The sequence below is a fragment of the Lentimicrobiaceae bacterium genome, from assembly GCA_023227965.1.
GTDB lineage: Bacteria > Bacteroidota > Bacteroidia > Bacteroidales > JALOCA01 > JALOCA01.
Genome location: JALOCA010000036.1, coordinates 1 through 22,440, shown reverse-complemented (window position 1 = coordinate 22,440; position 22,440 = coordinate 1). Strand labels below are relative to the sequence as shown.

The window sequence follows — 22,440 nt, the reverse complement described above, 5'->3', positions numbered from 1 at the left end:
GCATATTAATGAATAATCAGAGCAGGTATAAGCCATTACATTTCCTCTGCAAAGCTATTGCTGCTAAAAATTGTATTTATCAAATCCTGATATTTCGTGGTAATAACATTTCTTTTCAGTTTTAAGGTAGGGGTGAGTTCACCGCTCAGTTGCGACCATTCGTCGGAAATAATTTCAATTTTGCTTATGCGCTCAGTTTTACCTAATTCTTTATTGAACTTATTGATTTCTTTCAGGTAGCGTTGTTTTATTCTGGGTAGCTTGATAATTTCTTCATTGGTAGTGTATGGAATTTCCTTGATGGCACACCAGTTTCGCAAATGGATAAAATCAGGAAGAACAATGGCTGCGGCAAATCGCTGATTTTCTCCAACTACTATCAGATTATCAATAAAAGGAGATTCTTTTATTTTATTTTCGATTAATTCGGGGGCGATATATTTACCTAAGGAGGTTTTAAATATCTCTTTTTTTCTTCCGGTAATCCGGAGTTGCCCTTCCGGTTCAAATTTTCCGAGGTCGCCGGTATGAAACCATCCATCAGAATCAATAACTGATTGCGTAAGCGCCTCGTTTTTATAATATCCAAGCATAATATTGGGACCACGGCATACGATTTCGCCATCGTGTGCAATTTTCATTTCTACGCCGCGCAGCGGAGGACCTACGGTTCCGAATTTAATCCCATTGGGGTCGGTTGAGGTTACTGCAATAACAGGAGAAGTTTCAGTGAGTCCGTATCCTTCATATACCGGTAAGCCCGAAGCCCGGTATAGCCGGGCAAGTTTGGTTTGCAACGAAGCTCCTCCCGAAACAATTATTTTAAAATTGCCACCTAATGCTTCCTTCCATTTGCTGAGTACTAATTTATTGGCAATTTTTAGTTTATATGCGTATAATTTTCCGTTGGCGTTGTTGAGTTCGTATCTGCTGCCTACTTTTACTGCCCAGAAGAAAATCATTTTCTTTAGCCCTTTTTGTTTTCTTCCGTTGGCAATAAATTTGTCATACACTTTTTCAAGCAGTCGAGGTACGGCACACATCATATCAGGTTTTATTTCTTTGATATTGTCGCCTACTGTGCCAAGGTTTTCAGCATAATAAATTGAAATTCCAAGGTATTGATACAGGTAATTGAGCGTACGTTCGTACACGTGGCACAGAGGCAGGAAGCTTAGTGCTTTTCCTTCCTGTCCGAAAGTCGGGATGTAAGATAAAGCGACAAAATTGCTGATAATGTTATTGTGCGATAGCATTACTCCTTTAGCGTTTCCCGTGGTACCCGAAGTGTAAATGATGGTAAAGCAATCGTTGGGAAGAATGGAATTTTTAATTTTTTCAATCTCCTGCAATTGAAGATGCATATTTCCCAGTGCATAAATATCCGCTAATGTTTTTGCGCCATTTATCTTTTTCAGGGCATAAATGTCGAGTAAAGAGGGAATAGACGGTTTTATCCTTTCCACCTTTTTTAGCAGGTCTTCGGTTGCTACGAACACCAGTTTAATCCCTGCATGATTAAGGATGTACTGGTAATCGTTTTCGGTAATGGTGGGGTAAATGGGTACATGGATAGCTCCTATCTGAGTAATAGCCATGTCGAGGAAATTCCATTCCGGGCAGTTGTTGATGATAGTGGCAATTGTGTCACCTTTTTGTATTCCTAATTGTAATAACCCTGAGCTTAGCAGGTTAGTGTTTTCAATGTATTGCGTGATGTTGTATTTTTTCCATTCTCCGTTTTCTTTTCCGGCAATAACGTCGTCTTTGGGATCAAAAATTTTTTGATAGCGGGGGATTAAATCGAATATCCGCGTAACGGGAAAGTCCATAGAATCAGTATTATAAATTAGAAGCCTGTTTACGTTACAATAATATAAAGAAAAATTAAAATATGAAATTATTTTTTATTTATGATTTCCGTATAAGGACGCTGGTATTAGCCTGGGCATAGGGCATCACCATTATATCGTTTATACATACATTATTAGGGGCATTGCAAACATAAAAAATAGCATCGGCAATGTCGGTTGCTGTTAATGGTTGGTACCCCTGGTAAACGGCATCGGCTTTGTTTACGTCTCCTTTGAATCGTACGATTGAAAATTCCGTGTTTACAGCACCGGGGCAAACTTGTGATACCTTAATATTATACGGTAGTAAGTCTATCCGCATAGCCTTGCTGAGAGCATCAACGGCATGTTTGGTAGCACAATACACATTCCCGTTGGGATACACCTCTTTTCCTGCTATTGACCCGATATTTACGATATGTCCTTTTCCATTTTCAATCATCAGAGGGGCAATAAGCCGTGTAAGTGTCAAAAGTCCTTTTATGTTGGTGTCAATCATTCTGTCCCAATCATCAAATATTCCTTCATGTATGGGATTTAATCCCACGGCAAGACCTGCATTGTTAACCAATACATCAATTTTTTTCCAGTTTGTGTCCATGTTGTTGATGCAACGTACAGCATCTTCCCGGTTTCTTACATCAAACAGAAGATTTAATACTTTGGTGCCAAAATTATTAGTAAGATTGGCAGAAAGTTGTTCCAGTTTGTCGGCACGCCTACCGTTGAGAATTAAATTCCAATGTTGTTTAGCAAATTGTATTGCGGTTGCTTCTCCAATGCCACTGGTGGCACCAGTTATTAAACAGATTTTTTTCATTACTTTTTGTTAAAAGAACAGCAAATGTAAAAAACAATACGTTCACAAAATAACTTTATGATGAATTTATCCGGGCAGAAGAGTGTACATTATTTTAAAAATGAGTAACTTTACACCCCTAATTTTTTATAAATTTATGTTGCAAAACGATTTTAAACAAGCTATTTTACAGGGTATTCCTGATGATTTGCCACCGCATCCTACCTATGATTCCCTGGTGAATCATGCTCCGGTTCGTAAAGATATTTTAACTCGGGAAGAAAAAAAACTTGCATTGAAAAATGCACTCCGGTATTTCCCTGCACATTTACACGCGGTACTGGCTCTTGAATTTGCAGAGGAGCTAAAAACTTACGGCAGAATATACATGTACCGTTACCGTCCGGAATATCCCATGTTTGCCCGTCCTATTGAAGAATATCCCTGCAATACCCGGCAGGCTGCTGCAATTATGTTGATGATTCAGAATAATTTAGATCCTGCAGTGGCTCAACATCCGCATGAATTGATTACTTATGGTGGCAATGGAGCTGTTTTTCAAAACTGGGCACAGTACCGTCTTACCATGAAGTATCTTGCGAAAATGACCGATGATCAAACACTTGTAATGTATTCGGGACATCCCATGGGCTTATTCCCTTCACATAAAGATGCTCCACGGGTAGTGGTTACTAATGGTATGGTAATCCCAAATTACTCTAAGCCCGATGACTGGGAACGTATGAACGCACTGGGGGTTTCACAGTATGGACAAATGACTGCCGGATCGTATATGTATATTGGTCCACAAGGCATAGTACACGGAACTACCATTACCGTGCTGAATGCCGGAAGGCGGATATGCAAACCGGGAGAAGGACTGGAAAGTAAGTTGTTTATTACTTCCGGGCTCGGGGGTATGAGTGGTGCCCAACCCAAAGCCGGAAATATTGCAGGAGTAGTCAGCATTACTGCTGAAATAAACCCTAAAGCCGCCCGTAAACGCTACGAACAAGGCTGGGTGGACGAAATAACTGAAAATGTGGATACCGCAATTAATCTGGCATTGAATTATATGGAGAAAAAACAGCCACATTCTATTGCGTATCTTGGCAATGTGGTTAATCTTTGGGAACGGCTCGCCGAAAGAAGTATTGAGGTTCATCTGGGTTCCGATCAAACTTCGTTACACAATCCCTGGGCTGGAGGATATTATCCAGCAGATATATCGTATGAGGAATCCAAACGGATGATGGTTGCTAATCCGGAGACTTTTAAAAAACATGTTATGGATTCCCTTTGCAGGCAAGTTTCAGCTATCAATATTCTGGCAAGCCGTGGAATGTATTTTTTCGATTACGGAAATGCCTTCCTGCTCGAATCGTCCCGTGCAGGTGCTGATGTACTGAATCCTGACGGCACATTTAAGTATCCGTCTTATGTGCAGGATATTATGGGACCTATGTGTTTCGACTATGGCTTTGGCCCCTTCCGCTGGGTTTGTACTTCGGGCAAGCCTGAGGACTTAGACCTTACAGACCACCTTGCTATGGAGGTTTTGGAAGAAATAGCAAAGACTGTTCCGGTAGAAATTAGCCGGCAGATGAAGGACAATATCCGCTGGATACAGGGAGCAAAAACGAATAAACTGGTAGTAGGTTCGCAAGCACGTATATTGTATGCCGATTGTGAGGGACGTATTCGCATAGCTGCTGCTTTCAATCAGGCAATCCGCGATGGAAAGATATCTGCCCCGGTAGTGCTTGGAAGAGATCATCATGATGTTTCGGGTACCGATTCGCCTTTTCGTGAAACTTCCAATATATATGACGGATCACGTTTTACGGCAGATATGGCAGTGCAAAACGTTATTGGAGATGCTTTTCGCGGAGCCACATGGGTATCATTGCACAATGGAGGTGGTGTAGGCTGGGGTGAAGTGATTAACGGTGGGTTTGGTATGTTGCTTGATGGATCGGACGATGCTGACCGGCGATTGCAATCTATGCTTTTCTGGGATGTAAACAACGGTATTGCCCGTCGTGGTTGGGCTCGTAACGAACCTGCTTTGTTTGCCATTCACAGAGCTATGGAAAAGGAACCCCGTTTACAGGTAACTTTACCTAATTTTGTTGATAGTGCATTGATAAATAATGTTATATAAAGAATGCCATTGCATTTTTAAGTTTTTTGTCAGCCTTTTTTTGACTCAGTTTCTTCCCTGATGACAGAAAGGGAGGAAATATTTTAGGATATTATTAACAAATTGTTGTTGGTAAATTTGTTCAATTAAAATTTATTTCTACCTTTGCACCCCTTTTTCGTTATAAAGGCAATTAACAGAAAAATAATACATACAATGAATACTTTAAGTTATAAAACCTTAAGCGCTACCCCTGCTATTATCCAAAAAGAGTGGTACATCGTAGACGCAGAAAATCAGGTACTGGGTCGTTTGGCATCGAAAGTAGCCAATATTTTAAAAGGTAAAAACAAAACTTATTATACCCCTAATCTTGATTGCGGTGATAATGTAATTATCATAAATGCAGAAAAAGTAATACTTTCAGGAAATAAACTTACAGATAAAGAATATATTCACCATACAGGTTATCCTGGCGGACAGCGTATTGCTACTCCCAAGGAATTGTTTGTAAAAAAGCCTACTGCAGTAGTTGAAATGGCAATCAAGGGTATGCTCCCCAAAAACAGGCTGGGACGCGCTATTGCAAAAAACGTGAAAGTGTATGCTGGCACGGAACACAAACATGAAGCACAACAACCCAAACCTCTTAACTTAAACTCTATTAAATAATTGGCATGGAAATTATCAACGCTTTAGGCAGAAGAAAAACCGCAGTTGCCCGCATATATATTAAGGATGGCAACGGAGCTATCGTGGTTAATGGACGCGATTATAAAGAATATTTTACTATTGCTCCATTGCAATATATCGTTACACAGGCTTTTGAAATTACCGGTAACAACAATAAATACGATATTACCGCTACTATTGACGGTGGAGGTATCACAGGTCAGGCTGAAGCCTTACGCTTAGCCATCGCAAGAGCCTTATGCAAAATAGAACCTGAAAACCGCCCTGCTCTGAAAGCGCAGGGATTAATGCGCAGAGACCCCCGCATGGTAGAACGTAAAAAACCCGGACAACCCAAAGCTCGCAAAAGATTCCAGTTCAGCAAACGTTAATTGGTGGAATATAAAGAGTTTAGTATCTAAATTGCCAAGACTCCTCGTTTCAATCTCAGGACTACTTGGCAATTGTTTTTCAAGGAATGTAAACTTAATAATCATAAAAAATGGCAAAAGTAAATTTTGAAGAATTATTGGATGCCGGAGTACACTTCGGACATTTGAAACGTAAATGGAATCCCAACATGGCTCCTTATATTTTTATGGAGCGAAATGGCATTCACATCATTGACCTGTACAAGACAATGGCAAAAATTGACGAAGCTTCAGCCGCTTTAAAACAAATTGCCAAGTCAGGTAAAAAAGTATTATTTGTAGCTACAAAAAAACAAGCTAAAGAAATTGTTGCTGAACATGTTAGGCACATCAATATGCCATACGTTACAGAACGCTGGCCTGGTGGTATGCTTACCAATTTTGCCACTATCCGCAAAGCGGTTCGTAAAATGTCGCAGATTGATAAAATGGTGAATAGCCCCACTTTTCAGAATATTTCTAAACGTGAACGTTTACAGATTACCCGCGAGAGAGCTAAACTGGAAAAAAACCTCGGAAGTATTGCCGACCTTAATCGTTTACCTTCCGCTGTTTTTGTAGTGGATATTCTTAAAGAACACATCGCTGTTGCCGAAGCCCATAAACTCAATATTCCCACTTTCGCTATTGTAGATACCAACTCCAATCCGAATGAAGTGGATTTTCCCATTCCTGCCAACGATGATGCATCCAAATCCATTGATCTTATCATGCGCGTTATGGTACAGGCTATTGAAGAAGGTTTGAACGATCGTAAACTCGACCGCGATAAACAAGAAGAAGAACATGAAGAATTTGAAACAGGCGATACCCGGATATCTATTGACGATTTTGAAACAGAAGATGAGAGCATAATCCCCGTAGTTCCAATAGATATTATTGATACTCCCCGTATTCAAAAGGTAAAAGTAATAACAGAAGGTGAAAATGACGAAAGTTTGCGTAAAGCTGCTCCCAAAAAGGCAACCGTTCGTAAACCCAGTATCAAAAAATAAATTTTAAAATTCGAGAAATGGCAAATATAACTGCAAGTGAAGTTAATAAATTAAGACAAATGACCGGTGCCGGCATGATGGATTGCAAGCATGCACTGGTTGAAACCGATGGCGATTTTGAAAAAGCCGTTGATTACTTGAGAAAAAAAGGACAAAAAGTGGCTTCAAAACGTGCAGATCGCGACGCCAGTGAAGGCATTGTTATCGCAAAAACTTCCGATGACAAAACTTTTTCAATTGTTATTATGCTGAACTGCGAAACGGATTTTGTAGGTAAAAATCAGGAATTTGTTGATTTTGCAAACGCTATTGTTAATAAAGGGCTTGCAGATCGCATCTCTTCTATTGAAGATATGAAAGCAACCATTATTAATGGAAGAACCGTTACCGAAGGAATTACCGATTTGATAGGTAAGACCGGTGAAAAAATGGGGCTTGCTCACTATGAATGTGTTAAGGCTCCGGTTACTTTTGCTTATAACCATCATGGTAATCGCTTGGCTACCATCGTGGGTTTAAACAAAGTACAGGTATCCGGAATAGAAGAAATTGGTCACGAAATTGCCATGCAGGTGGCTGCTATGAACCCTGTTGCAATTGATAAAGACGATGTTGATTCGCATACGGTTGAAAGAGAAATTGAAATCGGAAAAGAACAAGCTCGCCAGGAAGGAAAACCTGAGGAAATGGTAGAAAAAATTGCTCTTGGCAAACTTCAGCGTTTTTATAAAGAAAATACCCTACTTAACCAGGAGTTTATTAAAGATAATAAAGTTACTGTTGGACAGTTTCTGAGAAATGCCGATAAAGAACTTACTGTTACGGCATTCAAGAGGTTTAAACTGGGAGAATAGATATAAAAAAAGTCCGCAACTGCGGACTTTTTTTTAAAAACCAAATACAGCATTATGTAGAAAGCAATAGCTTTACTATTTCTGAAACAATTTTATTATCAGCCTTTCCGGCAAATTGTTTTGTGGCAATGCCCATTACTTTGCCCATGTCGCGGGCATCCTTGGCTCCACATTCAACGATAATTCCTTTAATTTTTTCTGTAAGCTCTTCTTTACCCATCTGGCTGGGTAGATATTTTTCAATTACTTGTGCCTGAAATAATTCTACATTTTCCAAGTCCAGACGGTTTTTCTGCCGGTACACTTCCGCCGATTCTTTGCGTTGTTTCACCAGCTTTTGCAAAAGTTTAAGCTCAACTTCTTCTGTAAGCGTATCACTCGGATTACCTTTCGCGGATTTTTCGAGCAAAATAGCAGCTTTTACAGCACGTAAAGCCTCCAAAGTGTCTTTGTCCCTGGCAAGCATACATGCTTTAATATCCTCATTGATTTGTTTTTCTAAGCTCATTTTCAGTCTGCCTGGGGATTAAAAAATGGGTTTTCATCTTTCATATCTCCCTTTTCTCCTGTAAGGGTGAAACGGGAAATATGCGAATCGGAAGAAGGAGTGGTGCTGCTGATATTAATCCGGCGACGTTCATAGGCAGGAATTGCTTCCATTTCTTCAACTATTTTGGGGTTTCTGAGTTTTGTACTCATTTCTTTTAATCGTTCTCTTCTCACCTGGGCTATATGATCGTTATCATCCAGGTCGAGGTTGTTTTCTGCTACAGTGTTTTCTGTATTTGCAAATTCCAATGCAACAGGTTCTTGGATAGCTGCCTGTTTTTCTATGGGTTTACTGATACTGCTTTCGTTAAATTGATAAGTTTCTGCGCAGGAGTCTAATGAATATACCGTTTTTTCGGGAGGATTGTTTTCCCTGAACTCGATTACCGGTGCTGGAGGTGCAACCGGAGTTGTTTCAAAATTTTCTACTATTTTTATTTCGTCGGAAATCTCCTGTTTGGGCGGTTCCGGAACGGGGTTAGGGGTATCATACAGACTGTAAATGGTTTTTTGTGTTTCCATTTCCTGCTGGTTTCTGCGAATAGAATCGAAACCGGTAGCTATTAGTGTAATAGAGATTTTTTTCTCGAGGGTTTCGTCCTTTCGGTAGCCCCAGATGATATCGGCTTTTGACCCGGCTTTATTTTGAACGTATTCATTAATATCGCTAAGTTCATCCATTTTTATTTCGTCGGTACCCGAAGCTATGTACAAAAGAATGTTGGCAGCACCTCGGATGTCGTAGTCGTCGAGCAGGGGAGATGCCATAGCTGCCTGGATTGCATCAATAGCTCTGTTTTCACCTTCTCCGTTTCCTGAACCCATGATGGCTTTGCCACTGTCTTTCATTACTGTTTTAACATCTTCAAAGTCAACATTTACATGTCCCACAACGGTAATGAGTTCCGCAATTCCTTTGGCACCTATAGCCAGTACATTGTCGGCTTGTGCAAAAGCTTCAGAAAACGGAAGATTGCCATATAGTTCGCGCAAACGGTCGTTACAGATTATTAGAATGGAATCGCAATATTTTCTCAAATCCTGGATGCCGTCTTCGGCTTGTTGTTTTCTTTTGCGTCCTTCAAAAGAAAAGGGCAGGGTAACAATACCTATGGTAAGTATATTTAATTCTCGGGCAATGGATGCAATTACGGGAGCAGCTCCTGTGCCTGTACCTCCACCCATACCGGCAGTGATAAAGACCATTTTGGTATTGCGTTCCAATGCGTGGTGGATTTGGTCGGCACTTTCAAGGGCGGCATTTCTCCCTACTACAGGGTCGTTTCCAGCGCCTAGTCCTGTGGATCCTATTTGCATTTTTACCGGAATGGGGCTTGTTTCGAGCGATTGTCCGTCGGTATTGCAAATAATAAAATCAACACCTTTGATTCCTTGTGTAAACATATGGTTTACAGCATTACTTCCGCCGCCACCCACGCCAATGACTTTAATAATAGAATTTTGATCTTTAGGAGAATCGAATTTTAGCATAACAGGATTTTTTTCAATTTTAAAAGTAAATATTAATGATTCGGAAATAGCATTTACAAAGAATATTTATGAACAAATGTGTTGTTAATTTTTTTTTTACTTTTCTGCTTCTTTATCAAAGAAATCAATCCACCAGTCAATAAATTTTTTCCGTTTTGAGGGCTGTTGAACGGTGTCGGGCTTTTGTTCAGGTCTTGAATCTTCGTTTCTTTCATCTGCCAGGGCACGCTTTTCACGATTAAATCCGATCAAAACAACTCCTATTCCGGTAGAATACATCGGGCTTGCCAATTCGTCGGAAACTTTACCCGAAATATTTTCATTGGGATAGCCGATACGGGTTTCCATTCCTGTTTTAAATTCGGTTAATTGTACAACATGTTTCAACAAAGCTCCGCCACCTGTAAGAACTATTCCTGCATTTAGTTTTCGAACGCCTGAATTTTTGATTTCAAAATCAACATGTTCAATTATTTCTTCCATCCTCGCCTGTATGATGTTAGCAAGGTTTTTTAAAGTAATTTCCTTGGGGGGTCTTCCACGCAAACCGGGTATTGCTACTACCTGATCATCACGGTTTTCACGGGCAAGAGCAGAACCGAATTTTATCTTTAATTCTTCAGCCTGTTTTTTAATAATTGAACAGCCTTCTTTTACATCTTCTGTGATAATATCTCCGCCAAATGGTATTACGGCTGTGTGTTTTAGTATGTTATCCTTAAAAATGGCAATATCGGTAGTACCACCACCTATGTCGACAAGTACAACCCCGGCTTCTTTTTCTTCTTCGCTCAAAACAGCTTCGGCAGAGGCAATGGGTTCTATTATCATTCCGCTGAATGCAAGATTAGCTTTTTCAATACATCTTTTAATGTTTAATGCCGCGGTAACCTGCCCTGTAATAATATGAAAGTTAGCTTCCAACGTAATACCTGCAATACCAATGGGCTGCTTAATTCCTGTTTCTCCGTCAATTATATAATCCTGAGGAATTACATCAATAATTTTGTCACCGGCACCCACTGCCAATTTGTGCATTTTATCTGCCAGTAAATCCACATCTTTCTGACTTATTTCCTGTTCACCATTATCGCGGATGATGCTACCCCTGTGTTGCAAACTTTTGATATGCTGTCCGGCAATACCTACGTATACTGTTGCTATATTTACTCCCGATTTTTCGGAAGCTTCTTTAACCGCCTGAATAATAGATTGTGTAGTATTCTCAATATTTGCTACTACTCCTCTTTTTACTCCTATGGACTCAGTTTTGCCAGACCCAAGTATTTCCACCTTTCCGAATTGGTCTTTTCGTCCTACCAGCACTGCAATTTTTGTTGTGCCAATATCTAACCCTACAATAATTTCTGCGTTTTTCATATCGTTACTTTTTTGAACAAACTACTTGATTTTTATATTTTATGTTGATTGATTTGTAATTATGCCATCCTTCGCGGGTAATGCCTTTCTGGTAAAAGAGCAGCAGATTATCAAATTTTGTATCCAAATTATCTATATTGCCAAGGAGTATTTCCTGCGTTCCCATCACTGGAGTTACTTCTATTTCCTCATGATTGTTTACGTAAATATCTCCAATCATGGAATATAAAACATCGTTATTATAAATATATCTTGCTGTTATAAATGCTTTATATACAGTGCTTTTAAGCAATACACTGTCTTTGGGGCTTTTAGGCTTAATGCTGGGATACACTCCTGTTTTATATGCAAACGGGATGTTTCCACGGGCAATAAGCAAGCGCACAGGATTGTCCGGATGAATGGGCATAACTTTTCCGGCAGTGTCGAGATAAAAACTTATACCATTGTTGTTAATGATTCTTACCAGAGGTATTCTTTGCAACACTTTAATTTTTAGCACTCCATCTAAGGTAATAAAAGCCTCGGCATCTGAAATATAAGGATTTTGTTTGATTACAGATTCAATTAATTCCGTATTAATACTTTGCAATTTTATCCCCTTGCATTTTTTTATAACCTTCGAGACCATTTCATGAACATCTTTTACAGAGAGCAGGGTATCTGTGGTACCGTAGGAAATTTGTATCGCAATATCTGTACAAACAGCCTCATGGTATTTACGTTGTGTAAAAATTATTACCGTCAGTAAAGCTCCCGCAGTTAATATCCAACCTCCCCACCGTAAAAACTTCTTAATTCTCATGGTCTTGCGTATTAATACGTTTATTTAACATATTTACAATAGGTTCTACCAAACGGTCAATATCACCGGCTCCGAGTGTAACTATGATTTCCGGAAGATTGTTTTCTATTTCGTCGAGAACATTTTCTTTAGTACACAACTTTTTTTCTTTTTTTTCAATTTTATCCAATAAAAACTGAGATGTGATTCCTTCGATGGGCTTTTCCCTTGCAGGGTAAATATCGAGCAAAATTATTTTGTCGAGCAATTCGAGACTTCGGGCAAACTCTTCCGCAAAATCCCTTGTGCGTGAAAAAAGATGGGGCTGGAAAATACCCATAATTTTTTTCCCGGGATAGAGATTCCGGATGGAAGAAATACAAGTTTTCAATTCTTCGGGGTGATGTGCATAGTCGTCAATATAAACACATTCCGGCGATTTGAATCTGTAATCGAAACGCCGTTTTACCCCACTGAAAGTCAGCAAAGCTTTTCGCAATTCCGAAGATTGTACTTTGCACAACCAGGTGGCTGCCAGGGCTGCAACTGCATTTTCAACATTGAACAAACCCGGAAGTCCCAGCCGTAAGTCGGTTATGACCCCATCAGGATAATGAAAATCAAATGAATATAATCCTTTGTTCATTTGGATTCCGGAAGCATAGAAGTCGGCTTTTTCATCTTGTAATGAATATTGATATACTTTGGCATTTTTATCAAGATTAAAGGGGATGTTAATTTTCATATTAACTATTAAATAACCCTTTTCCTGGACTTGTAGGGCAAACTTACAAAATGAATCTTCCAACGATGCTTTACTACCGTATATATCAAGGTGATCTGCGTCAATTGAAGTGATAATTGCAATATGCGGAAACAATTGTAAAAATGACCTGTCGTATTCGTCGGCTTCGGCAACTATATACTTGCTATAGGTAGAAAGCAAAAGATTTGTATTATAATTTTTGGAAATTCCACCCAGAAAAGCAGTACAATCAACAATAGATTGTTTGAGCAGGTGCGAAATAAGGGTAGTAACAGTTGTCTTTCCGTGGGTACCTGCAACTGCAATATTTAAACCTTCACGTGCAATGAGTCCGAGTACTTCTGCACGTTTTTTTATGGGGGTGTTATTCTTGATAAAATACTGCAAGAGAGTATTGTCGTTAGGAATGGCAGGTGTAAGTACTACCAGGTCAGTAGTTTCGGGAATTTTTGTTATATCCTCATCAAACCGGATAACGATACCTTCCTTTTCCAATGCGTTGGTAAGAGCAGATGCTATTTTGTCGTATCCATATACTTTGCAACCCTGAAATTGAAAGTATCTGGCAAGGGCACTCATGCCGATACCTCCTATGCCAAGAAAGTATACTGTCCGTATGTTTTTTAAATCAAGCAATTTATTTTATTAACATGGGTCATTTTAATTATTTCGTCAGCTATTATTTCGGCGGCTGCAGGAAGTGCTAATTTTAGGATATTGTGGCTGAGTTCTGCTCTTTTGTTTTCATCTTCAAATAATGCAATTAATATTTCTCCACATTTTTTCACAGCTTCAGTATCTTTTATCATAAGTGCTGCACCTGCATTGAATAAGGCTTTGGCGTTTTTTGTCTGGTGATCTTCGGCAACGTTAGGCGAGGGAACCAAAACGGCAGGCTTTCCTGTAACACAGAGTTCGGAAATAGATAAGGCTCCGGCTCTTGAAATTACAATATCTGAAGCGGTATATGCCATATCCATACGTTGGATGAAATCGAAAACACGGATATTCGTATGTTCTGATGTATTTACAATTGCTTGTATTTCGTCAAAATACAGTTTACCTGTTTGCCATATAACTGATATATTGTTTTTTATTAATATTTCGAGAGATGCCCGTATGCTGGCGTTGATGGTGAATGCACCAAGGCTTCCGCCTATTACCAACAGTGTTTTGGCAGGGGGCAAACCAAAAAAACGAAGTGCTTCAACCTGGCTAACATTTGTGTTTACCAATTTTTTACGTACAGGATTACCACTCATAATCAATTTGTTTGCAGGAAAAAATTTCTCCATACCGCTATAGGCTACGAAAATTTTTTCTGCGGAACGGGCAAGTAGCTTATTGGTAACTCCTGCAAAAGAATTTCCTTCCCAAATAGCCATAGGGATGTGTTTTCCGGCTGCTGCTTTCAGGATGGGACCGCTGGCATAACCCCCGAAACCAGCTACGGCATTGGGAGCAAATTTCCTGATAATTTTTTTTGCCTTTAATAAACTATGGATAAGTTTTATAGGGAAAAGCAGGTTTTTTACAGTTAATTTGCGTTGAAAACCACTGATCCATAATCCTTCGATAGGAAAGCCTGCTTGGGGAACTTTTTCCATTTCCATACGTCCCTTAGCACCCACAAAAAGAATTTCTGTACTGGGTTGTAATGCCTTGATGGCATTTGCAACGGCAATAGCCGGGAAAATATGTCCCCCGGTACCTCCTCCACTGATGATTATTTTTAGGTTACGCTGTTGCATATTCCGTATCGTTTGGTTCAATTTCTTCTGAGTTTTCTAAAGTACTTTCTATGGGTGGCTCTATTTCTTTGCTGATACTTAGCATAATACCAATAGATATACAGGTAAACCACACTGAAGTTCCCCCCATACTTACTAAGGGTAAATTCTGACCGGTAACAGGAAAAATGCTAACGGTTACTCCCATATTAACAATTGCCTGAATAACAAGTGCTAACGATATACCAAATGCTGCTATGGCACCAAAATTATAAGGGCATTTGGTAGCGATACGTACACCCCTGTAAATTAGAATAAGGTACATGAGCAGTAAAAAACCACCTCCAACTAAACCAAATTCTTCAATAATGATGGCATAAATAAAATCGGAGTAGGGATAAGGAAGAATATTTTTTTGGGTACCATTACCTGGCATTTTCCCGAAAACCCCACCGGTGGCAATTGCTATCCGCGATTGTTCTGCCTGGAAAAGTTCATCTTTGTTGTTGGCTTTATCGGGGTGAATATGGCTTTCAATTCTTGATTGTATGGTTTTTAACCTTCCCCAGTCGGGCAGGCTATCTCCCATAAGATAAATAAGTGCAACCAAGCCAAGTCCGATGCCAAGTATCAATGCTATTTTTTTCCAATTAATACCTCCTATATACATCATAATAAGACAAATTAAAAAAAGCAAGGCAGATGTTGAAAAATTGGATGGAAAAATAAGTCCGCAAATAATGGAAACGATGATAAGAATGGGGTAGAAGGCTTTTTGTACTGATTGAAAATAGGTTTCGGCATTGGTTAATAAATGTGCAATAAATAGAATAAGCGATAGTTTGGCAACATCAAAGGGCTGGAACGACAAATGAATAATAGGAATTTCGAGAGAGCGGACAGCTTCGTTGTGGTTTTTTCCAGCAACCATTAATATTATCAATAATGGAATAGAGATTATATATGCAATTATTGATATTCGCGAAAATTTATGGTATTTTATTTTATGTGTTGCATAAATTAGTCCTAACCCGATGAGCAGAATAAAAAAATGTTTTATCAGGTAATATTCGGTATTTCCCCCCTTTTCCTGAAAGGCTAACATCCCGGTGGAACTATACACTGCCACTAAAGAAGCAATAGATAGCAGAATTACCACACCCCAAATTACCCTGTCGCCTTTTATATCAAGAAACTTTAACATAATTATTTGTTTTATAAATTTTTAACAGCTTGCTTAAACTGGATGCCTCTTTCCTGGTAATTTTCAAACAAATCAAAACTGGCACAAGCAGGCGAAAGCAGCACTTTTTCTCCCGATTCTGCCAGATGATAGGCAAATGCAACTGCTTCTTCCATACTTTGGGTTTCGGTAATATTTTTCACCAAATCAGAAAATGCAGCATATATTTTGGTGTTATCAATACCCAAACAGATGATAGCTTTTACTTTTGTTTTCACCAGCTCGCGAAGTTTTGTATAATCGTTGCCTTTGTCTTGTCCTCCAGCTATCCAGATTACGGGTTTATCCATGCTTTCGAGAGCATACCATACCGAGTTTACATTGGTAGCTTTTGAATCATTAATAAATTCGATACCATGAATATTGGCAATAAATTCGAGCCGGTGCTCAACGTTTTGAAAATCAGAAAGACAACTCTTTATGTTTTCTTTTCTTACATCCACCAAACGGGCTGCAATGCCTGCTGCCATCGAATTATAGATGTTGTGTTTGCCTTGCAATGCCAATTCTTCGAGTGTCATAGTAAATGTTTTGTTTTTAATTGTAAAATGCAATTTGTTATTTGTCAAATAAGCACCTTCCCTTTTTTCACCCGAAAGCGAAAAAGAAAAGAGTTGTGAACTTATATTTTTTGAATAGAGTTTTTTCAGTATAATCTCATCATCAGCACAGTAAATAAAAGCATCGTGGATACTTTGGTTTTGTAAAATCTTGTACTTGGATTCAGCATATTTGTCAAAACTGTTTTCGTATCTGTCGAGATGGTCGGGAGTAATATTCAGTAAAATAGCAATATCCGCTTTAAAATTGAACATCCCATCAAGCTGGAAGCTGCTAATTTCTAAAACGTAGTAGTCATAATTCCGAGTAGCTACCTCCATAGCAAAACTATTTCCGACATTACCTGCCAATCCTACGTTGAAACCTGCATTTTTCAGAATATGGTAAATAAGATGGCTGGTGGTAGTTTTTCCGTTACTTCCTGTAATACAAATTGTAAAAGCATTTGTAAACTTCTTTGCAAACTCGATTTCCGATATTACCGGAATATTTTTATTGCGAATCAATTGCAGTAAGGGAAGTGTTTCTGGGATACCCGGACTTTTTATTACCCAATCTGCAGTCAGAATTTTTTTGCTGTCGTGTCCGTTTTCCTCAAACTCTATTGCATTATTTAAAAGAACGTTTTTGTAATTTTCTTTGATAGAACCTTTGTCGGAGACAAAGACTTCGTAATTCTTTTTTACTGCAAGAACGGCTGCACCTGTTCCGCTTTCGCCAGCACCGATGACTACAATCCGTTCTTTCATATTAATTATCTTATTTTTAATGTTATAATTGTAAATACAGCCAACATAATTCCAATAATCATAAATCGTTGCACGATTTTAGGCTCCGGATACCCTTTCAATTGATAATGGTGATGCAAGGGTGCCATTTTGAAAATCCGTTTACCTTCTCCAAATTTTTTCTTCGTATATTTAAACCAGCTAACCTGCATCATTACCGATAGATTTTCCATAAGAAAAATTCCGCATAAAATTGGAATAAGTAATTCTTTACGTATCATGATGGCAAAAACGGCTATGATGCCCCCCAGCGACAAACTGCCAGTATCACCCATAAAAACCTGTGCAGGATATGTGTTGTACCATAAAAAACCTACGCAGGCACCTACAAAGGCACTCACGTATACCACTAATTCTCCTGTATTAGGAATATACATGATATTCAAATAATTTGCGAAAAATATATTACCGGAAACGTAAGCCAAAATGCCTAAGGTGAGACCAACGATAGACGATGTGCCGGTGGCAAGCCCGTCGAGCCCGTCGGTAATATTGACGCCGTTTGATACAGCGGTAATGATAAGAATAACAATGGGTATGAATACCAAGTAAGCCCATTTTTCGTAATTGTTACCCAAGAAAGATATCAGAGCAGCATAATCAAATTCATGTCCTTTAATGAAAGGAATGGTTGTTTTGGTAGATTTCACGGGGACTTTTTCAAAAAAGCCAGGGGCTTCTTTTGCATTTTCAATATTCAGGGCTTTAGTAGTTTGTACATATCCCTGGTCTTTTGCTTTTTCTCTGATTACCACTCCTTCGTGGAAGTAAAGGGTAGCACCGATAATTAAACCCAGACCGATTTGTCCTAAAATTTTAAATTTACCGGCAAGCCCTTTTTTTTCTTTTTTGAAAACTTTAATGTAGTCGTCGAGGAAGCCAATCATTCCGAGCCACAGGGTAGAAACGAGGATAAGAATTATGTAAATATTTAGCACTTTGGCAAATAGAAGCGTAGGAATTACTATTGCACCAAGAATGATAAGCCCACCCATGGTAGGTGTGCCAGCTTTGTTTTTTTCACCTTCCAGTCCCAGATTCCGGATGGTTTCGCCTACTTGCTTTCTTTGCAAATAGTTAATAAGCCGTTTACCAAAAAGTAACGAAATAGTAAGCGAAGTAATAATTGAAAGTGCTGCCCTAAACGAAATATAGTGGAACATTCCGGCTCCTGGAAAATCCCAGACTTTATCAAGGTATGTAAACACATAATAAAACATGGCTCGACTTTTTATAATTGAATTTCTTCGTTTAAAAACTCTTTCAATATTTCCCTATCATCAAAATGGTATTTTACACCTTTGATTTCCTGGTATTTTTCGTGTCCTTTTCCCGCAATAAGTATAATGTCGCCCGGTGTAGCCAAAGTGCAGGCAGTTTTTATGGCTTCACGCCTGTCAACGATTGAAAGCACATTTTTTTCATGAATTTTGTCAACGCCCATGTACATTTCCCGGATTATTTCTGCGGGATCTTCTGAGCGGGGGTTATCGGATGTAAGGATAACTTTATTGCTTAAATTACACGTAATTGCAGCCATAATTGGGCGCTTGCTGCGGTCGCGGTCGCCTCCGGCACCAGCTACTGTAATCAGTTTTCCGTTACCTTCTCTGATGTCATTTATTGTTTGTAAAACATTTTGCAGGGCATCGGGCGTGTGGGCATAATCAATGATGGCTATTATTCCTTCTTTACTTTTGAAAAAATCGAAGCGACCTTCTGCCGGCTGCAGGATGCTCAATGCGGTAAGCACTTCGGCTTGATTTTCACCAAGCAAAATTGCAGTTGCATACACGGCGAGTAGATTATATGCATTAAATTCGCCTACTAACCTGCACCATACATCATTTCCGTCAATTTGCAACTGCAAGCCTTCGAATTGGTTTTCGAGGATTTTGCATTTAAAATCAGACATCATTTTTAAGGAATAAGTTTTTTTTGCAGCTTTCGTATTTTGCAACATCACTTTTCCATTTTTATCGTCGCTGTTTGTCAATGCAAAAGCCTCTGCCGGCAACAGGTCGAAAAATATTTTTTTGGCTTTAATGTATTCGCTGAAGGTGTTGTGAAAATCAAGATGGTCATGGGTAATATTTGAAAAGACCCCACCAGTAAATACCAACCCTGCAATGCGATGTTGCACAATGGCATGTGAGCTAACTTCCATAAAGCAATGGCTAACACCTAATTGTACCATTTCATTCAAAATCCGGTTAATTTGTACTGCATCGGGAGTAGTGTGGGTAGAAGGGATTTCTTTGTTGTCAATTAAAATCCGGATGGTGGAAAGTAAGCCTGTTTTATATCCAAGTGTTTTGAACAACTGATACATCAGGGTTACAAAGGTTGTTTTGCCATTGGTTCCTGTAATTCCAACAAGTTTTAGTTTTGAAGAGGGATTGTCGTAAAAGTTGGAAGCGATTATTCCCAAAGCATAGCTGCTATCGGATACGCGAATGTAAGTAATTCCGTTTATTTTTTCTCCTGTATCATTTTGATAAACTATTGCAGAAGCACCATTTTCAATGGCTTGTAAAATATATGAATGTCCGTCGTGTTTGCCGCCCTTAATGGCAACGAAAAGACTGCCTTTGTTAACGGCTGCCGAATCGAAGCATACAGATTGAATAATTTTATCGCCGGAACCTTCGAGGCTGACAATACCCGTTTTATATAATATGTCTTTTAATATTTTCAAAACGTATCTTTTATAATGGTTTTCTTTTCAGTTTTTTTCTTAATAGCCTGTGTTTTGTTTTTTTTCTGCTCGGTTTTTTTAGGTTGGGAAGGAGGTTGTTTTACTATTGTTTTGACTTTTTGTGTTGTGGTTAAGGATGTTTCAGGGATGCTGTCGGTGGTAACTGTTCTCATGGTAGAAGTAATTGTACCCAAAGTGAGGGTTACAATATTTCCTTTTATTGCTACTGTTCCCGGGGCAGGAATCTGGTTATTTACTTTTCCATTTCCGCTTAGTTTTACATTTAAACCTGCTTTTTCAATCAAATAAACGGCATCTTTGGCTGTTAGTCCCTGCACATCCGGAACCACTCCTTTCTTACAAACAATATTTTTTACATTTCCTTTTTCGTTTACCAGCCATGTGCTACTGTTTTGGTTAGTAGCCAAAGGGTATTGAAGGAATGAAAAAAGTGTTTCAATTTCTTTTGATTTTCCTGCATAGGAATCAGGTACACTTGCTTTTGTATTTACACGTTTAACATTTGTACGGGCAATTCCTTTGAGCCGGGTAGCATACACCCTGTCGGCAATTTCCCTGAAAACAGGAGCTGAAAGTTCTGCTCCGTATTTTAAAGTTTTTTTAGGACGGCTAATGAGTACTATACACGAATACCGGGGGTTATCAGCAGGGAAATATCCCACAAACGAGGCATTGTACTCCTGGATGTATTTTCCACCTTCTAAAATTTTGGCTGTACCAGTTTTGCCGGCAATGGGATATTGATTGTTTTTCATACGGCGTGCAGTACCGTGCAAAACCACTCCTTCCAGCATTATTTTTATCTTTTTTAAAGTTGCATCCGAGCAAATTTTTTCTTTTAACACCACGGTAGGTTTGTGTTCAATAACCTGACCGGATTGCATGATGTCCGTAACGAACATAGGTTTAACTATTTTGCCATTGTTAGCCACGGCATTATAAAAGGTAAGAATTTGCAAAGGTGTCATTTCCACACCATAACCAAAAGCCATACGGGGCAGGTTATTTTTAGGATCTATATAATTAGGATTAGGCTCGCCCGATAACTCTAATCCTAAAGGCTTGTTTACCCGCAGTTTATCGAAATAGGAGTTAATTTTTCGTCTGTTATTGCCAAAAGTATTCACCACAGCTTCAGCTAAACCTACATTGGAAGATTTTTCAAAAGCTTTTTTTAGAGATACCATACCATAACCTTCAGGATGTGAATCTTCTACTAATTTGCCATCAAATATTTTTCTCCCGGTATTCACCAGGGTACCGGTATCGTATTTGCCTTCTTCCAAAACAATTATAGCAGATATCAACTTAAAAGTGGAACCGGGATCCATTCTGCGCCCTATGGCAAAGTTGTACGTTTCTTTATATGAACCGTCTTTTTCGTGTTTAAGATTAGTGATAGCTTTGATGTGTCCTGTAGCTACTTCCATCAAAATAGCACAACCCCAATCAGCATTGTTGGTGTCTAGGCAATTTTTCAGGGCGCTTTCTGCTACATCTTGAATATTAACATCTAAAGTTGAAATAATATCCTTACCATTTTGCGGATCTATTTTTTTTTCGTCATTAACCGGTATGGAAATGCCTTTAGAAATACGTTTTACAAGACGCCTGCCGTTTTTCCCCTGAAGGTATTTGCTGTAAGTACCTTCGAGCCCCACATCGTTCTTGTTTTCTTCTTTATCCCAGCCAATAGTTCTGTATGCCAGAGTATTGAACGGATATTTTCGTTGCATTCGCTGGTCGGCTTTCAATCCTCCCTTGTTACGTCCGTTACAAAAAATGGGGAAGGTTTTCAACCGGTTATATTCATCATAATTTACTTTATTCCGGATTTTCAGATCGCGTTTTTGTATTTTTTTTGCATCCTTGAGCATTTTTTTATACTCCGATTTCGTTTTTTCAGGGAAAATGCTTGCAAGGCTATCTGCTAAACCGTCTATATATTTTTGAACGACAGTGTCGTGTACCACTTTTGCATCCCAGGAGATGTCGAAAATAGGCACGGTAGTTGCCAGCAATTGCATATCATCTGAATAAATATTGCCTCTGACTGCAAAAAGGGTGTCTTGGTGAAAAGTTTGTTTTTTGGCGATTTTTTCCCAATAATCTCCTTCAGCTACTTGAATATAAACTACTTTGGCAAAAATACCCAAACAAATAGCAATTACTATGATATAGATAGTAATTATTCGTTTTAATATTTCCCTTTTATCACCCACTGTTTTACTTTTTAAAATTTTATTCGCGGTTTGTTTTTTTATCTGGCGTGAGCACAATAGCCGGTGTTTTGGCTTCTTTTAATCCGGTATTGGCTATTTCTTTCACCACTTCTGACTGACGGCTCATGTTTTTTAAATTTGATTGTGTTTCAATATATTCGTATCTGAGTTGATGCAATTCATTTTTTAATTTTCCGATAGAGTAAGCCACTTTCTGTGCTCTGTAGCTATTGGCTATATAAATAATGGCAAGTAGGGTTAAAAAAAACAGGAAAGGAAGATGTCTGGAAATCTCTTCTCGTGTGATGATAGTACCGTCAATAATGCTGTGTGCAGTTTTGCCGAAAGATTTTTCTTTTTTCGGTTTGGGTACTTTTTTTTCAGACACAGTTTCCTGTGGTATGTCCTGTTTAAGGGTATTTGCTATCATATTTTTATTGCTGCTCTCAGTTTTGCGCTA

General features: G+C 38.9%; 18 protein-coding genes and 1 pseudogene. 5 read left to right on the top strand and 14 right to left on the bottom strand.

The genetic code is table 11. From position 1 onward, the window contains the following. Nucleotides 1–35 precede the first annotated feature (35 nt). Both M0R21_11135 and M0R21_11130 read right to left on the bottom strand, forming a co-directional pair. Nucleotides 36–1,832: a long-chain fatty acid--CoA ligase gene (locus tag M0R21_11135; GenBank protein MCK9618373.1), complete on the bottom strand. Its 1,797-nt coding sequence runs from the start codon at nucleotides 1,830–1,832 to the stop codon at nucleotides 36–38. Nucleotides 1,833–1,911: 79 nt separating this feature from the next. Then, complete coding sequence (locus M0R21_11130) at nucleotides 1,912–2,673, bottom strand: SDR family NAD(P)-dependent oxidoreductase (GenBank protein ID MCK9618372.1); 762 nt, start codon at nucleotides 2,671–2,673, stop codon at nucleotides 1,912–1,914. A 136-nt stretch (nucleotides 2,674–2,809) separates the two neighbouring features. Here M0R21_11130 and M0R21_11125 point away from each other — a divergent pair, with 136 nt between their 5' ends. From M0R21_11125 to tsf, 5 genes and pseudogenes are all read left to right on the top strand, one after another. After that, a complete protein-coding gene (locus M0R21_11125; protein ID MCK9618371.1) occupies nucleotides 2,810–4,816 on the top strand; it encodes a urocanate hydratase in 2,007 nt (668 codons plus the stop codon). Between the two features lie 195 nt (nucleotides 4,817–5,011). Further along, nucleotides 5,012–5,467: a 50S ribosomal protein L13 gene (rplM, locus tag M0R21_11120; GenBank protein ID MCK9618370.1), complete on the top strand. Its 456-nt coding sequence runs from the start codon at nucleotides 5,012–5,014 to the stop codon at nucleotides 5,465–5,467. A gap of 5 nt (nucleotides 5,468–5,472) precedes the next feature. After that, on the top strand, nucleotides 5,473–5,859 hold the full coding sequence (rpsI, locus tag M0R21_11115; protein MCK9618369.1) for a 30S ribosomal protein S9: 387 nt from the start codon (nucleotides 5,473–5,475) through the stop codon (nucleotides 5,857–5,859). A gap of 110 nt (nucleotides 5,860–5,969) precedes the next feature. Next, nucleotides 5,970–6,680, top strand: a pseudogene (gene rpsB / locus M0R21_11110) (30S ribosomal protein S2). A 230-nt stretch (nucleotides 6,681–6,910) separates the two neighbouring features. Next, nucleotides 6,911–7,747 (top strand): translation elongation factor Ts, encoded by an 837-nt coding sequence (tsf, locus tag M0R21_11105; protein MCK9618368.1) that lies wholly within the window; start codon nucleotides 6,911–6,913, stop codon nucleotides 7,745–7,747. 52 nt (nucleotides 7,748–7,799) lie between these two features. On the opposite strand, the gene M0R21_11100 is transcribed toward tsf, so the two are convergent. From M0R21_11100 to M0R21_11045, 12 genes are all read right to left on the bottom strand, one after another. Next, nucleotides 7,800–8,255, bottom strand: a complete 456-nt coding sequence (locus M0R21_11100) for a GatB/YqeY domain-containing protein (GenBank protein ID MCK9618367.1) — start codon at nucleotides 8,253–8,255, stop codon at nucleotides 7,800–7,802. Nucleotides 8,256–8,257: 2 nt separating this feature from the next. Then, nucleotides 8,258–9,787, bottom strand: a complete 1,530-nt coding sequence (gene ftsZ, locus M0R21_11095; GenBank protein ID MCK9618366.1) for a cell division protein FtsZ — start codon at nucleotides 9,785–9,787, stop codon at nucleotides 8,258–8,260. A gap of 96 nt (nucleotides 9,788–9,883) precedes the next feature. After that, entirely contained in the window at nucleotides 9,884–11,167 is a 1,284-nt protein-coding gene (gene ftsA, locus M0R21_11090) for a cell division protein FtsA (GenBank protein MCK9618365.1), read from the bottom strand. 4 nt (nucleotides 11,168–11,171) lie between these two features. Next, nucleotides 11,172–11,972 (bottom strand): hypothetical protein, encoded by an 801-nt coding sequence (locus tag M0R21_11085; GenBank protein MCK9618364.1) that lies wholly within the window; start codon nucleotides 11,970–11,972, stop codon nucleotides 11,172–11,174. Then, the gene (gene murC / locus M0R21_11080; protein MCK9618363.1) at nucleotides 11,962–13,335 is read right to left on the bottom strand and encodes a UDP-N-acetylmuramate--L-alanine ligase; all 1,374 of its coding nucleotides are present in this window, start codon (nucleotides 13,333–13,335) and stop codon (nucleotides 11,962–11,964) included. The genes M0R21_11085 and murC overlap by 11 nt, the downstream gene beginning before the upstream one ends. A 5-nt stretch (nucleotides 13,336–13,340) precedes the next feature. Then, nucleotides 13,341–14,468: an undecaprenyldiphospho-muramoylpentapeptide beta-N-acetylglucosaminyltransferase gene (murG, locus tag M0R21_11075; GenBank protein MCK9618362.1), complete on the bottom strand. Its 1,128-nt coding sequence runs from the start codon at nucleotides 14,466–14,468 to the stop codon at nucleotides 13,341–13,343. Further along, entirely contained in the window at nucleotides 14,455–15,651 is a 1,197-nt protein-coding gene (locus M0R21_11070) for an FtsW/RodA/SpoVE family cell cycle protein (GenBank protein ID MCK9618361.1), read from the bottom strand. Before M0R21_11070 ends, murG begins: the two co-directional genes overlap by 14 nt. Before the next feature lie 11 nt (nucleotides 15,652–15,662). Then, nucleotides 15,663–17,000 carry a UDP-N-acetylmuramoyl-L-alanine--D-glutamate ligase gene (gene murD, locus M0R21_11065; protein ID MCK9618360.1) on the bottom strand — a complete coding sequence of 446 codons (1,338 nt, stop codon included), beginning with the start codon at nucleotides 16,998–17,000 and terminating at the stop codon, nucleotides 15,663–15,665. Between the two features lie 5 nt (nucleotides 17,001–17,005). Next, nucleotides 17,006–18,259: a phospho-N-acetylmuramoyl-pentapeptide-transferase gene (gene mraY, locus M0R21_11060; GenBank protein MCK9618359.1), complete on the bottom strand. Its 1,254-nt coding sequence runs from the start codon at nucleotides 18,257–18,259 to the stop codon at nucleotides 17,006–17,008. 11 nt (nucleotides 18,260–18,270) lie between these two features. After that, nucleotides 18,271–19,737, bottom strand: a complete 1,467-nt coding sequence (locus tag M0R21_11055; GenBank protein MCK9618358.1) for a UDP-N-acetylmuramoyl-L-alanyl-D-glutamate--2,6-diaminopimelate ligase — start codon at nucleotides 19,735–19,737, stop codon at nucleotides 18,271–18,273. Further along, the gene (locus M0R21_11050) at nucleotides 19,734–21,980 is read right to left on the bottom strand and encodes a transpeptidase family protein (protein ID MCK9618357.1); all 2,247 of its coding nucleotides are present in this window, start codon (nucleotides 21,978–21,980) and stop codon (nucleotides 19,734–19,736) included. The genes M0R21_11055 and M0R21_11050 overlap by 4 nt, the downstream gene beginning before the upstream one ends. Before the next feature lie 19 nt (nucleotides 21,981–21,999). Further along, a complete protein-coding gene (locus tag M0R21_11045; GenBank protein ID MCK9618356.1) occupies nucleotides 22,000–22,410 on the bottom strand; it encodes an FtsL-like putative cell division protein in 411 nt (136 codons plus the stop codon). Nucleotides 22,411–22,440 lie beyond the last annotated feature (30 nt).